Here is a 13,764-nt window from a genome sequence, read left to right on the forward strand (position 1 = left end):
ACTTCCGCGCTGAGGCGGTCCACGCGGGAAAGCACGCCGGCCTGCACCGCGCGCCGGGTTTCTTCCACGGTTTGCTGCAGGCGCTGCACGCTCAGTTCAAGCACCTGATACTGCTCGCGGGCAAGAAGTGCGGTATAAAAGGCCTCGGTTATCTGATCGGTGATGACCTGACGGTCGCGCTCCACCTGATCGAGGTTGATCTGCCGGAGCTGTTCTGCCCCGCGGATAGCCGCAAAGGCCGAGCCGTTGTAGAGCGCCTGTGTAACATTCAGCCCGAACTGAAACTCGTTTTCGATAGCAAACGGGTTGTCCGAATCGAAGCCCGGCGGCGTAAGGCCTGCATCGCGATAGCCCTGCGCCTGACGCTCGAGGAAGTCATCAAACGGAATGGGCTCGGTGCCCGGATCGCCGTCGGTGCGGCGGCCTTCATTAAATGCGAGCCACTCAAGGGCGCCAAAAGCCTGAAAGATGCCTCCGGCATCAGAACCGGCAAAAGGGTTGGGAATCTGAATGTTGCGCGTGTACTGCGCCGAGGCATTCACCTGCGGGTAAACCGCGCCCCAGGCTTCGCGTATCTGCGCATTCGCATTTTCAATGTCGAGCAGCCCCCGTCGGATCATGTAGTTGTTCACCATTGCAATCTGAATGGCTTCATCTAAAGAAAGGGACACGGTGCCGTTTTCGGCTTGCACCTGCCCGGGCTGTGATTGCTGCGCTTTCAGGCTTCCGCCCGGCAGCAGCAGTCCGGTAATCAGCAAACTAAGTAAAAAGGCCTTAGCCATGTTATCTGTTTATTAATGAATTTGAGTTTAATACGTTTTTCGGGATGAGGTGCTGTTACGAGTCTGGAAAATATATGTTCACCAAAAATTGACTGACAGTCAGCGCGATGGCCGCAGGGCTCTTGTAAGGAGTTCCGCATAGTCATCGAGGAGGCTTTCGAGGGTAACACCTGCCGATTCGGTACCCGATGCCATAAACAGGCCGGCATCGCGGTAAATTATGAACTGCATCATGCCGCGCACGGTCATCATTATCTGAAGCGGCAGCAGATCCGGTTTAAACCCCGCATCTATGCTCCCGTCCTGTATGCCAATTTGAATGGCACGGCGGATGTAATTGTAAATTGCACGGTCCGAATCCTGAAGGCTGCCAAAAGTATCGGTGTCTTTGAGCCCCTTAAACGCTTCGAACCCCATGCTTTCCAGATACACCATGCACTTGAAGTAATGGTCGTTTTCACGGGCAAAATCGACAAACAGCCGGCCCATGTTTTGGATAATTTCAAGACCTGTTCCGGAGGTTGCAATCAGACCTGCGATGCGGTTCAGCATTTCCTGCATGCCGACCGTGTGCATTGCGAGTGCAATTTCTGATTTGTTCCGGAAGTACAGATACAGGGTACCCTTGCTTACTTCACTTGCCTCTGCGATATCGTCCATAGTAATTGATTCAAAACCCCGCTCGGTAATCAGCCGCTCGGTGGCTTCAACTATGGTGTTTCGCCGGTTTTCCCGCTCTCGTTTTTTTCGTTCTGTTGTTGGCATCAGGTAGTTTATGACTGGTAGTCAGTAATTGACTGTAAGTTAAGCGCTTGAACCTGATCATGACAAGTATCGTTCTGTTACCCTGCAAAATAATTTTACTCCCCCTGCTGAAAGCGCTTTGCCAGTTTGTCAGTGCAGGTTTGTGATCCTGCCTCACACTTATATCCCAGCGGATCTTTGCTGCATCTTTCAGCGGTACAGGCCGGTCGTTTTGATTCAGGGCGGCATCATACATCCCAAAAACAAAAAAAGGATGACCATCAGCCGGGTATCCGGTTTTGGTCATCCTTCAAGAATATCCTCCGCAAACTGCCGCGGGTGATTTTGCTACCGCTTTTTAAACCAGGCTTCGAGTGCTTCGGTGCTCATGGTATTGATGATGCGGTCTTTGCTGAACCAGCCCTTGCGCGCAATGGCCACGCCGTATGCGGTATCATCAATGCCCTCTATATCGTGTGCATCCGGACAGATGGCGGTGTACAGGCCTTCTTTTTTGGCTTTTTGCCCGTAGCGCCAGTCGATATCGAGCCGCCAGGGGCTCGCGTTGATTTCGATCGCCGTGTTGTTCGCGGCGGCGGCTTCAATCATTTTGTTCAGGTCCACCTTGGAGCCGTCGCGCTTAAGCAGCAGCCGGGCCGTCGGGTGACCCACAATGCGGGTGTACGGGTTTTCGATGGCGCGGAGGTAGCGCTCCAGCATTTTCTCCGGGGCCATATCGAGCGAAGCGTGCAGGGATGCAATCACGAAGTCGAACCCTGCCAGGATGTCGTCGGGGTAATCGAGACTGCCGTCGGGCAGCATGTCGGATTCAATGCCCTTGAATATGCGAAAATTTTGGCCGTTTTTGGCAAACTCGTTGTTCAGCGCATCAATTTCGGCCCACTGCTTCTGAACCCGCTCAACGGTGAGTCCGCCGGCGTAGGATGCCGTTCGCGAGTGATCGGTGAGGCCCAGGTATTCGTAGCCGCGCGCCATGCAGGCTTCGGCCATCTCCCGGATGGAATATTTGCCGTCGCTCCAGGTGCTGTGCGCATGCAGCACACCGCGGATATCAGAAACTTCGGGCAGATTGGCCTCTTCGAGCGTGTGCTCAGCAAAAAAGGCGAACTCCCCGCGGTCCTCCCGCAGCTCGGGCGGCACAAAGCTGAGGCCCAGCTCCTGATAGATGCCGGCTTCGCTGCCGGTTTCGAGCGGGCGGCTGAAATCGGTGTTTCCGTCGGCATCCATGTGGAAGAGGCCGTATTCATTGAGGGTCAGCTTTTTATCCCGTGCCCGCTGCCGCATCACCACATTGTGCTCCTTGCTGCCGGTGAAGTACATTAGCGCAGCCGGAAACTGCTTTTGGTCCACAATGCGCACATCCACCTGCCGCCCTTCTTTGGTACGCACGGAAGCTTTTGTGTCGCCCTGCCCCAGCACTTCAAGCACGCTGTCGTGTGCCAGAAAGGTCTCGAAGATACCCGCCGTTTCGGCTTTTTCGGCCGCGATGAGGATGTCGATATCCCCAATGGTTTCCGCGCTGCGGCGCAGGGAGCCGGCGATGGAAATCTCCTGAACGCCTGCGACCGATTTCAGGTCTTCGTAGAAACGCTGTGCGATTTCGGTAGCTTCATCAAGACGGCAGCGCTCCGAGAACTGCTGCATCCACTCGATGGATTTCAGGATTTTGTCGGCGGATTTCTTCCCCATCCCGCTCAGTGCAGCGACCGAGCCGTCAGCGCACTTCTCCTGAAGCTCTTCAATTGTGGTAATTCCCAGCTCGTTGTGGATTTTGTAGATTTTTTTAGGCCCCAGTCCGGAAATGTTGAGCCATTCCACCAAAGAGGCGGGCACCTGCTGCTTCAGCTCTTCAAGTACCGGAATTTCGCCGGTTTCAGCATAGGCGTACAGATCCTGCGCGATCGACTTGCCGATACCTTTTATATCGGTGAGTTTTTTTTCGGTGATGAGGGCTTCAACCTCAGATTCGAGGGTCTCAATGGTACGGGCTGCCCTGTCGAAGGCAATCGCTTTGAAGTCATTTACGCCTGCAAGCCGCATATAAACAGCGGTTTCTTCGAGCAGTGCGGCTACGGTTTTGTTATCAAGTGAGGGCATTATCGGGTAAATATGGTGACTAAATAGTTTTCTTTTGCCTTTTAACACTACAAAATACACATCCGTTGATGGCGCAGCACAAAATAATCAACTTAAACGGGCGCTTACGACCAAACTCAGATTTTCGTATTTCTACATAAAAACGCTACCGTAAGGGCTGTTTTCTGTTCATGAGAGGCATTTCAAAAAAAAATTGTGCTTTTATTCACCTAACGATCAAGCTCCATCGAGCTTACCTTTTGATTAAACTCGCTTTGGCTCACTACAAGCCCCGACAAACTGACCCTGTCTGATCTCAATCAGAACCATTTTCATTCATCGAGTAATACAGGGTGTTAATCGAAAGTCATTTTTATTCTTAGGGATTCATACGGATTTTGTTTCTGAAACATTTAATTGCGACAAAATGCACCCCAAGTACCCCTTTACTATGATACCTGCTTATAAAATATTGCTCCTGGTTGTTACAGCAGGTTTGTTTTCAGCCTGCTCAGGAAACACCCTGCAACCCCCTGCTGACAACGATACCAATCCGTTTGATCTGAAAATACCTCAGTCCTTTCTGTTTTCATCCACAAAGGATGTAGCCATTAATATCAGCGCCAAACTCCCCGGTGGTCAGCCCCTGGCGGGCGCGGTTTACAATATCTGGGATGCACATCCGGCCGAAGGCGGCAAACGCCTGTCTTCTTTCTTTCTTGATGAAAGCGGTACGGTTAGTACACGCATTGAAATACCGACAATGCTGAACGAGGTGCACATCACTACCAGCTATATTGGCGCACAGCATCACGCTGTTGTACCCGTAAACGGAAACAGCATCACGCTTAACCACCAGCAAGCTGCCGCCAACCGGCAGATTCCGGACACCGGGTTTACAACAACACAAACCACACAGGAAGCCGGTTTAATGAACAGCGGCCCTTATATCCCTATCGGTACCTGGAACTCGAGTGGCCTGCCGGATTACCTTACGATGCCAGATGCCATCAATCCGGATTTCCTTACACGCATCAATCAGGTGCTTGACGGAACTAATATTGCAAATACCCGCCCTGAACTGCTGGACTCAGGCATTCCGACAGATCTGTTCCTGGAACAGGAAGGTCAGGTGTGGGTTTCATTTCTCGGGAGTGATCCGGGTGCCACTTACGTTAACACACTGGGCTTTTATACCTACACTGCTGGTAACAGACCGGCTACGCCTGACGATATTGACACTAAGTATGTGATTTTCCCGAATGCGACTGCTGGTTCAGGTCTGCAGCCCGGCGACCGGGTTCAGCTGCCCGGTCCGGGTCTTAACGGTGCCTTTCCGGCGGGTACTTACATCGGCTGGTTTCTTGTGGCTGACGGCTGGCGCCCAAACAATGGCGGCGAGATTACCAACCGCCGGCACACCAACTACGGAGATGCAGCGCTGAATAGGCACGCGCCCGAAGGCAGAGAACGTCACCTCGTTGTTTTGTATGATGTTGAGGAATCCAAGCTTGTTCTCGGATGGGAAGATTTAATCAGAGGAAATCGTGACTTCCAGAATGACTTCAACGACGTGTTGTTTTACGCCACCTGGAACCCGCCCGGAGCAGTTGATGCCAACGGCATACCGGTTACCGGCGACCCTGATGCCCCTGAGCAAAAAATCTTTAACTACGGCCCTGCTCAGGACCGCCTCGGCACCCTCCTGTTCGAAGACCTTTGGCCTTCATACGGCGATTATGACCTTAACGACCTTGTTATAAGCTATCAGACCAAAGAAACAGCCAACGTGAACAACAATGTTGAAGAGATTGAGATTACGTTGGTACTTCGTGCAGCCGGCGCGGCTGTCCGAAACGGAATCGGCATACAGTTCGATAATGTTCCGCCTTCAAATGTGGCAAGCGTTTCCGGCAACCGCCTCACTACCGGCAATATCTCAACAAACGCCAACGGAACCGAAAGCGGGCAGCAGTGGGCTACGATTATCGCTTTTGATGATGCCAACTTTAACCTGCCGTCATTTGCGAATGTGTACCCCGGTCGTACACATGTCGATTATGACACACTGGTTGTTACCGTAGAATTTGTAAACCCGGTGCCGAAAGTTATTCTCGGAAGCAGCCCTTACAACGTCTTTTCTTTCCGTACAACAAATCGCAGTAAGGAAATCCACCTTCCGGGGCGCCGGCCTACATCCCTTGCGGATACCAGCCTTTTTGGCATGCACGACGACAACTCCGACCCGGCGGCCGGCTTGTTCTATATCGGCAGAGGTGGTTTAAACTGGGCTTTAAATGTACCGGATCACATCCCGTATCCAAACGAAAACTCAAGCTTCACCCAGGCCTACACCCGCTTTGGCGATTGGGCTGAATCAGGCGGAGTTTCTTTCCCCGACTGGTACAAAGATAATCCGGGCTTCCGAAATACCTCTCACCTGTACATCAATCCTAATGCAAACGGCGGTGAGGATAACGGCGGTGAGGATTAACCCTCATGTATAGCTTCTGATTTTTTTAATCTTAACACATATATACCCATACAAGAGCCCTGCCCTGACCGGTCGGGCTCTTTTTTTATAGATATACGGCTCATTAACCCGCTCAAAAATCAGACAAACTTATGGCAGCAGTACTTACGCACAATATTTTCCCAAACTAAAGATACGTATTTACACTTACTTTCGTGCAACATCCCCGCAAAGCCATTCTTATCCGGGGGAGATCCGGGCGCTTTCTCATGACGCGGTTGCAGGCATAAGAATTCATTTTGTCGTTATTTGGCACTTTGGGGCCGGAGTTAAATGCCAAAACTGCTAAGAAGCAGGGTTTAATCGAGCACAGCTGTGCTTTCATCGAAAGAACTCAAAAACACTGTGGTTTTTACGGATATTAGGCCCGTAGAAATAATTAATCCAAGTGATGATAAAACTCCGCACCTATATGACTACTCCATACCGAATCCTTCTTTTCGCGTTTTTCCTTACTCTTTTGGGAGGTTGCAAGGGGCACACACTTCAACCCGGCGATGGTACCGGCACCAACCCGTTTGAACTCAACATTCCTAACTCTTTTCTTTTCAGTTCGACTAATGATGTCACAATTGAGATCACATCCGCTTTAAAAAACGGACAGCCCATCTCAGGGGTGATTTATCACATCTTTGACGCCGATCCGGATAATGGCGGCAAACGGCTCTCCTCTTTTTACACCGACGCTTCCGGTACAGTTAATACAAGCCTTCCCGTGCCTTCATGGCTTGAAGAAGTTCACATTACCACTGATTTTATTGGTATTGAAAATCACGCTATTGTACCGGTAAACGGTAATCGTATTGTGTACCATTATGCGCCGGTTTCTGCTGCTGCTAACAGGGGCTCAGAAACTCCCGACCTGTTTCAGGCAGCTTCAGCTGCCAACAAAGCCGGGCTCATGAATGTAACCCTAACGCCAATCGGTACCTGGGATGAAACCAACGGAAGGCCAAATTACCTCACCCTGCCGGATGAGCTTGACATGAATTTCCTGAATCGTGTAAACTCACTGCTTGTTTTGAGACAAAGCGTACCGGACAACCACCCTCACCTGCTTGATCCGACCATTCCCCGTGACCTTCACCTTATTGAAGACGGGCAGGTTTGGGTAACTTTCCTTGGTTCCGGTTCCGGCTGGAATAATGCTTTGGGGTTCTACACCTACACCGACGACACAAGGCCACAAACCGCCAATGAAATCGATACGCATTATCTGATCTTCCCAAGAGCAAGACCGGCACAGGGTGCATTGTTGCCCGGAGACCGGGTGCAGCTTCCCGGTCCCGGACCTGACGGACTTTTCCCGGCAGGCACCTACATCGGCTGGTTCCTGATCGGAGACGCCTGGAAACCGGACAACGATCCCGGCGAGCGCCTTACCAACGGCCGGCTCATCCATTACTCAGACCGTAACCTGAACACGCAAACCAGTAATCCTGATCTCAGAGAGCAGCTTGTTGTGGTTTATGATGTGGAAGAATCCAAGCTCGTTTTAGGCTGGGAAGACCTTCGCAGAGGTTCCGGTGCCGACAATGATTTTAATGATGTGATGTTCTACGCAACCTGGAACCCTCCGGGAGCAGTCGATACCAACGGTGTACCTGTTGTCGGCGATCCGGACGCACCGGCAAGAAAAATCTACAATTTCGGCCCCGCCGAGGATCGCTTTGGTACACTGCTGTTTGAAGATATGTGGCCATTCTACGGAGATTACGACCTGAACGACCTTGTGGTTAGTTACCAAACCATGGAAACCGCAAATGCCAACAACAACATTGAGGAAATTGAGCTCACGCTCGTTCTTCGTGCGGCCGGTGCAGCTGTTCGTAACGGTATCGGCTTCCAGTTCAACAATGTGCCGCCTTCAAATGTTGCCGGAGTAAGCGGTAACCGGCTCACAACAGGCAATATATCCCTCAATGCCAACGGAACTGAAAGCGGGCAGCAATGGGCTAACATTATTGCATTCGACGACGCCAACTACAACATGCCTTCTTTCGGCAACGTGTACCCGGCCCGCACTCATGTTGATTATGACACGGTACGGGTAACCGTTCAGTTTGTAAACCCTGTACCCAAAGCCATCCTTGGCAACAGCCCCTTCAACGTCTATTCTTTCCGTACTCAGGAAAGAGACAGAGAAATACACCTGCCCGGGCGCAGGCCAACTTCCCTTGCAAACACCAGCTATTTTGGCACGCATGACGACAACACAAATCCGGATTCGGGCAGGTTTTACATCAGCAATGGCAACATGAACTGGGCGCTGAATGTACCCTACCATATCCCCTATCCGCAGGAAAACAGCAGCTTCACACAGGCATACACCCGTTTTGGAGATTGGGCGGAGTCAGGCGGCAAAGCTTTCCCTGACTGGTACAAAAATTTACCCGGCTACCGAAATCAATCCGTACTCTACATCAATCCCAACGGCAGCGAAGAAAACGGCGGCGGGGATTAACTTTCAGAAACAGATTACCCGCATTGTTTCCAATTACACATATACCCATTAAGAGCCCTGCCCTGACCGGTCGGGCTCTTTTTTTGCCCTGCATGTAATAAACTGCTAATGATTCAGGGCCTGCATTTAGTCTCTCATTCAATGCAGTTCATCGAATAAAACCCGTAATCCGCTGTTTTGTGCTTATCATTAGCCGTACAAAACATGTAACGAATAAAAACTTTCCCCATGAAAAAGCTGATCTACCTCATTTTTATTTTTACAACAGCAGCTGTGTTTACAGCCTGCAACAGTGGCAATACCGGAAACGATGAACCCGGCGATGGTTTTAACGGGCTTCGCATTCCCGCTAACTTTACTTTTAGCAGCACACAGGATATCACACTGAATATTTCTGCCAATCTTGCCAATGGCGAGCCGGTAGCAGGCGTTGTTTACAACGTTTACGACGCTGATCCCTTTGATGAAGAAACTGAAGCAACCCGTCTTGGCTCTTTTTTCCTGGACAATCAGGGGCAGCTCTCAACCACCATTAACGTACCTACCCGCCTCGAAACCCTGTTTATCACCACTGATTTTATCGGGGTAGAAACCTTCGCTGAAGTGCCTGTTTCAGGGCGTTCTGCCAATTACACCTACCAGCCAACCGTATCTCAGGGTTCTTTCAGACCTGCCGGAAATGGTTTTGATACCGAGCAGGTAATGCCCGAGCCGCTGCGCCTGCAGAATGTGACCTTCACCCCCATCGGCACCTGGAATTCCGTCGGCCGCCCGGATTACCTCACGGTACCCGATGAGCTCGACATGAACTTCCTGAGCCGTGTAAATGCCTTCCTGCCCGGCACACAGCGTGTTCCCCGCGACCGCCCTGAACTGCTTGATTCAAACATCCCGCGTGATCTCGTTCTTACTGAAGACGCCCACGTTTGGGTCACTTTTGTAGGTACCGGCGCAGGTTACCGCAATGCTATGGGCTACTATTACTACACCGAAGACAACAAGCCCCAAAGACCTTCGGATATCGACACACACTATATCATCTTCCCGCACGCGCACTTCCGTGACGGCGCACTCAGCCCCGGTGACAAAGTGCAACTGAAAGGCCCGCTGCAGGGTGAGCTCGATTTCAACGCCTTCCCGGCCGGCACACGCATCGGCTTCTTCCTGATTGCCGACGGCTGGATACCAAATCAAAGCGAGCTTTCAGCCGGCCGCTGGATTCACTACTCAGACCACAACCTGAACACCCACATCACCGACCCCAACAAGCGCGAACACCTTGTTGTTTTCTATGATACCATTGAGGAAAAACTGGTTCTCGGCTGGGAAGACATCTCACGTCAGGGTTCAAGCGACGAAGACTTCAACGATGTAATGTTCTTCACTTCCTGGAACCCGGTAGAAAGCATTGATATGTCAGAGGTGCCGGTACTCGGCGACCCTGAAGACGCCCCCCGTAAGATCTTCAATTTCGGTCCCGGCGAAGGCCGCTTTGGTACCCTGGCTTTTGAAGACCTCTGGCCTTCCTACGGCGATTACGACATGAACGACCTGGTAGTAGATTATCAGATCATGGAAACCGCCAACGCCAATAACAACATCGAAGAAATCGAATTCCGCCTGCGTATCCGTGCAACCGGCGCGGCCTTTGTAAACGGTATGGGTTTCTCCCTCGATAACGTACCTGCCTCCAACGTCCGGTCCGTAACCGGTACCCGCCTTTCAACCGGCAACATCGAAACCCTGCCTAACGGCCTCGAAGCCGGCCATACAAACGCCGTTTTTATCGCCTTCGATAACGCTAACGAAAACCTGCCCGGCTTTGCCAACGTGCTTGACCCCAACCGTGCCGTTCCTTACGACGATTTGGTTATCACGGTTGAATTCATCAACCCTGTACCCAAAGGTCAGCTGGGCGCCATGCCGTACAACCCTTTTGTTTTCAGAAAAGGCGACCGCAAGCGTGAGATTCACCTGCCCGGTATGAAACCCACCGCGCTCGCAGATATGTCTCTTTTTGGAACCCGTAACGACGGTTCCGATCCTGGTCAAAACCGCTGGTACCAAAGCCGTGCCAACCTCAACTGGGCCATCAACATCCCGGAAAGCGTTCCTTACCCGCGCGAAGGCGTAGATATGACCAACGCCATGCTCCGGTTCGCTGACTGGGCAGAGTCAGGCGGCGCCATCTATAAAGACTGGTACCGCGATCAGGATGGCTACCGCGACCGCGGCAAGTTGTTCATTAATCCGAATACGGAAAACAACTAACCCTTTTTTTCATACAGATAGCTATTACTTTTATTTTTCATGGTTGAAACGGGTCTAGCCGGACAGGCGGACCCGTTTTTTATTTGTGCTGTTTTTAGGGTGATGTGTTTCCGGGCCTAAACTAATCCGGAAGCCGAATGCTGTGTTCCGTATCTTGGGTGTTGCCCTGTTTCCCCCGAGCCCGTTTCAGAATGATTTACAAACCGGTGATGTTCGCTAAACGGCCCCGAATCTTACTTTATCCATGAAAACATCCGAATCCCCCGCTGAATCTCCCTCGCCAACGGCTGCAAGCCGTCAGGCACAGGAACGCCCGCTCATCGTGAAGGGTGCACGGGTACACAACCTGAAAAACATCGATGTCACCATCCCCCGAAACAAACTCACCGTAATTACCGGCGTTTCGGGCTCCGGGAAATCAAGCCTGGCATTCGACACCATCTACGCCGAGGGGCAGCGCCGCTACGTGGAAAGCCTTTCGAGCTACGCGCGGCAGTTCCTCGAGCGCATGGATAAGCCCGATGTGGATTTCATTCAGGGCATATCGCCGGCCATGGCCATTCAGCAGAAGAACACCACCTCCAACCCACGCTCAACGGTTGGCACCACCACGGAAATCTACGACTACTGCCGGCTCCTTTTTGCACGCGCAGGCCGTACCTTCTCCCCCGTATCGGGGCGGCAGGTGCAAAAAGAAAACCCCTTCACCGTCATCGACTTTTTGTTTGATCAGCTCGAAGAAGGTACCCGCTTTTATGTGCTCTTCGGCATCCCGAGCCGCGACAAGAAAGTGACCGAAGAGCTGGAGGTACTTCGCGAAAAAGGCTTCACCCGCATCCTCACCGCCGATGAGAGCATCCTCGACCTCAGCCGCGACGACTACAGCCCGCAGCAGATCAAGCGCAACGTGCACCGGGTGCTGGTTGACCGCCTCATGCTGAAAGATGAGCGCGAGATGCGCAGCCGTATGGCCGACTCCATCGAGACGGCCTTCCGTGAGGGCCTCGGCGTGTGCTACATCCGCATCCGCGGGGGCGAAGAGCATGTGTTCAGCGACCGCTTCGAGCTCGACGGCATGAGCTTCGAAGAACCTACGCCGCAGATGTTCTCCTTCAACAACCCCTTCGGGGCCTGCAAACACTGCGAAGGTTTCGGGCGCGTAACCGGCATCGACGAAGATCTCGTGATCCCCGATCCCGATGAAACCATCCGCGGCGGCGTGCTTGCGCCTTTCAGCGGGGCCCGTTTCTCCGAAAACCTGCGCGACCTCATTAAAGTAGCCGCCCGCTATCAGCTGCCCATCGACAAGCCCTACCGCGAGCTGAGCAAGTCCGTCAAAGAAATTTTGTGGAAAGGGAAGGATGAGTACATCGGGCTGAACGGCTTTTTCGAGAGCATCAAAAGTGAGTTCTACAAGATGCACATGCGCATTTTTTATGCGCGCTTCCGGGGCTACAGCCGCTGCCCCGAGTGCGACGGCTACCGCATCAGGCGCGATGCGCAGTACGTGAAGGTCGGCGGGCTCCACATCGGGGAGGTCTGCGAAATGACGATCGGCCACGCGCAGGAATACTTCGACAAGCTCGAACTCAGCGAATACGAGCTCGGCATTGCGAGTCAGATTCTGTACGAAATCCGCAAGCGCCTCAAATACCTCAACGATGTCGGGCTCGACTACCTCACCCTCGACCGCCTCACCAACACCCTGAGCGGGGGCGAAGCGCAGCGCATCAGCCTGGCCAACTCCCTCGGCAGTTCCCTCATCGGCAGCCTGTACGTGCTCGACGAGCCCACCATCGGCCTGCACCCGCGGGATAACGCCCGCCTCATCAGCATCCTCAAAACCCTGCGCGACATCGGCAACACCGTGCTCGTGGTTGAGCACGACCCCGAAATGATGAAGGCCGCCGATAACATCATCGATATTGGTCCCTTTGCGGGCATACACGGGGGCGAAGTCGTTTTTCAGGGTCCGTTTCCAGAGCTGCTTGCTTCCAAAACGCTCACCGGCCGCTACCTCAGCAACAAAGACGAAATTCCGGTGCCGCCCAAACGGCGCGAGCCCAAACAGTGGATTAGGGTGAAGGGCGCCTCCGAGCACAATCTCAAAAACATAGACGCCGAATTTCCGCTCGGCGTAATCACCTGCGTTACCGGCGTGAGCGGCTCGGGCAAATCTACCCTCACGCACCACACCCTGTACGCCGGCCTCCAAAAAGAGCTGGGCAGCTACAGCGGCAAGGTCGGACGCTTCAAAAAGCTGGAGGGCATCCACCACATCGATAAGGTCGAAATGGTGGATCAGTCGCCTATCGGCCGCTCTTCACGCTCCAACCCGGCGACCTACACCAAGGCCTTCGACGGCATCCGGGACGTTTTCGCGGGTACGCGTCAGGCCAAAATCATGGGCTTCAACGCCGGTGATTTCTCCTTCAACAAGCCCGGCGGCCGCTGCGAAGCTTGTCAGGGGGAAGGCATCCAAACCATTGAGATGCAGTTTCTTGCCGATATTGAACTGCCGTGTGAAGCCTGCGGGGGCAAGCGCTACCGCAAGGATCTGCTCGCCGTTGAGTACCGCGGCCGCAACATCTGGCAGGTGCTGGAAATGTCGATTTCTGAAGCCCTGGAATTTTTTGTGGATGAAGCCGCCATCACCAACCGCCTGCAGGTGATGGAAGATGTGGGCCTGGGCTACCTCCGGCTGGGGCAGAGCGGCAACACCCTCAGCGGCGGCGAAGCGCAGCGTGTGAAACTCGCCCGCTTCCTCTCCTTCAACGACAGCGGACACACCCTCTATTTTTTCGACGAGCCCACAACCGGCCTGCACTTCGATGATGTGAACCGCCTGCTCAAAAGCTTTCAGCGGCTGATCG

Annotated in this window: 8 protein-coding genes; 4 read left to right on the forward strand and 4 right to left on the reverse strand. The window is 52.9% G+C overall.

The annotated features are described in order from the left end of the window. The 4 genes from LAT75_RS12705 to polX all read right to left on the reverse strand — a co-directional run. Positions 1-782, reverse strand: a 782-nt coding sequence (locus LAT75_RS12705; protein ID WP_291483048.1) for a TolC family protein, incomplete at its 3' end; no start/stop codon positions are given. Between the two features lie 99 nt (positions 783-881). Continuing rightward, a complete protein-coding gene (locus tag LAT75_RS12710; RefSeq protein ID WP_291483049.1) occupies positions 882-1,547 on the reverse strand; it encodes a TetR/AcrR family transcriptional regulator in 666 nt (221 codons plus the stop codon). Beyond that, positions 1,489-1,833 (reverse strand): hypothetical protein, encoded by a 345-nt coding sequence (locus LAT75_RS12715; RefSeq protein WP_291483050.1) that lies wholly within the window; start codon positions 1,831-1,833, stop codon positions 1,489-1,491. Before LAT75_RS12715 ends, LAT75_RS12710 begins: the two co-directional genes overlap by 59 nt. A gap of 41 nt (positions 1,834-1,874) precedes the next feature. After that, positions 1,875-3,644 (reverse strand): DNA polymerase/3'-5' exonuclease PolX, encoded by a 1,770-nt coding sequence (gene polX, locus LAT75_RS12720; RefSeq protein ID WP_291483051.1) that lies wholly within the window; start codon positions 3,642-3,644, stop codon positions 1,875-1,877. Between the two features lie 430 nt (positions 3,645-4,074). Between polX and LAT75_RS12725 the strand changes: the two genes are divergently transcribed. From LAT75_RS12725 to uvrA, 4 genes are all read left to right on the forward strand, one after another. Further along, the gene (locus LAT75_RS12725) at positions 4,075-6,117 is read left to right on the forward strand and encodes an LruC domain-containing protein (RefSeq protein ID WP_291483052.1); all 2,043 of its coding nucleotides are present in this window, start codon (positions 4,075-4,077) and stop codon (positions 6,115-6,117) included. Positions 6,118-6,568: 451 nt separating this feature from the next. After that, positions 6,569-8,620: an LruC domain-containing protein gene (locus LAT75_RS12730; RefSeq protein WP_291483053.1), complete on the forward strand. Its 2,052-nt coding sequence runs from the start codon at positions 6,569-6,571 to the stop codon at positions 8,618-8,620. Positions 8,621-8,848: 228 nt separating this feature from the next. Then, positions 8,849-10,891, forward strand: a complete 2,043-nt coding sequence (locus LAT75_RS12735; RefSeq protein WP_291483054.1) for an LruC domain-containing protein — start codon at positions 8,849-8,851, stop codon at positions 10,889-10,891. 244 nt (positions 10,892-11,135) lie between these two features. Then, positions 11,136-13,764, forward strand: a 2,629-nt coding sequence (uvrA, locus tag LAT75_RS12740) for an excinuclease ABC subunit UvrA (protein WP_291483055.1), incomplete at its 3' end; no start/stop codon positions are given.

Source organism: Cyclonatronum sp. (genome assembly GCF_022565315.1).
Lineage (GTDB): Bacteria > Bacteroidota > Rhodothermia > Balneolales > Cyclonatronaceae > Cyclonatronum.